This is a genomic window from Micromonospora sp. NPDC052213, assembly GCF_040679695.1.
GTDB lineage: Bacteria > Actinomycetota > Actinomycetes > Mycobacteriales > Micromonosporaceae > Micromonospora.
The window spans coordinates 1-1,233 of the sequence record NZ_JBFAVI010000372.1 but is presented as its reverse complement, the minus strand read 5'-3'; the positions used below and the strand labels follow the sequence as shown (position 1 = coordinate 1,233).

Genomic DNA, 1,233 nt, shown 5'->3' with positions numbered 1-1,233 from the left:
CTCGCACTCCACCGCCTCGGCCAGCATCTCCTTCACCAGCTTCTCCATCTCGGCGTCGAACAGGTCCGGTTCCTCGGCGCGTACGGTCTCCACCACGTCGAACGCGAACGCCATGTGCATGGACTCGTCCCGGAACACCCAGTTGGTGCCGGAGGCCAGCCCGTTGAGCAGGCCCCGGGACCGCAGGAAGTAGACGTAGGCGAACGCGCCGTAGAAGAACAGGCCCTCGATGCACGCGGCGAAGCAGATCAGGTTGAGCAGGAACGCCCGCCGGTCGTCGCGGGTCCGCAGCTCGCGCAGCTCGAAGATCGAGTCGATCCACCGGAAGCAGAACTCGGCCTTGCGGGCGATCGACGGGATGTTCTCCACCGCGGCGAACGCGGCGAACCGTTCCTTCTCGTCCGGCACGTACGTGTCGAGCAGGTTCAGGTAGAACTGGACGTGCACCGCCTCCTCGAACAGCTGCCGGGACAGGTAGAGCCGGCCCTCGGGCGAGTTGACGTGCTGGTAGAGGTTGAGCACCAGGTTGTTGGCGACGATCGTGTCGCCGGTGGCGAAGAACGCCACCAGCCGCGACACCAGGTGCCGTTCGGCGGGGGACAGCTTCGCCAGGTCGGCGAGGTCCGAGTGCAGGTCCACCTCCTCGACCGTCCAGGTGTTCCTGATCGCGTCCTTGAACCGGTCGAAGAAGCGCGGGTAGCGCATCGGCCGCAGGGTCAGGTCCATGCCGGGGTCGAGCAGCATGTGCCGGGTCGGTGCGGTGGTGGTCACTGGCATGCCTCGCAGCTCTCGGGGTTCTCCAGGGAACAGGCCAGCGCCTCGTCGTCGCTCACGGCGGAGACCACGCCGGGCACCGGGGCGGGCACCGGGGCGACGGTGGCCTGCTGGATGCGGGTGGCGGGACGGGAACGCAGGTAGTAGGTGGTCTTCAGCCCGGCCTTCCAGGCGTACAGGTACATCGAGGACAGCTTGCCGATGGTCGGCGCGCTCAGGAACAGGTTCAGCGACTGGGACTGGTCGACGAACGGCGCCCGCGCGGCGGCCAGGTCGATCAGCGCCCGCTGCGGCAGCTCCCAGGCGGTGCGGAACAGCTCCCGCACCGGCGCGGGCAGCTCGGTGATGTCCTGCACCGAGCCCTCGGCCCGCTTGATCCGGTCGCGGACCTGCGGCGTCCACAGTCCGCGGGCCTTCAGCTCCCGCACCAGGTACGTGTTGACCTGGAGGAACTCCCCG

General features: G+C 68.4%; 1 protein-coding gene and 1 pseudogene. Both read right to left on the bottom strand.

Annotation, left to right across the window (positions count from 1 at the left end):
• The coding region (locus AB0L34_RS34055) for a ribonucleotide-diphosphate reductase subunit beta (RefSeq protein WP_363709790.1) at nt 1-777 on the bottom strand (777 nt) is incomplete at its 3' end.
• A pseudogene (locus AB0L34_RS34050) lies at nt 768-1,233 on the bottom strand (ribonucleoside-diphosphate reductase subunit alpha); the annotation flags it as partial. The pseudogene AB0L34_RS34050 and the gene AB0L34_RS34055, both read right to left, overlap by 10 nt.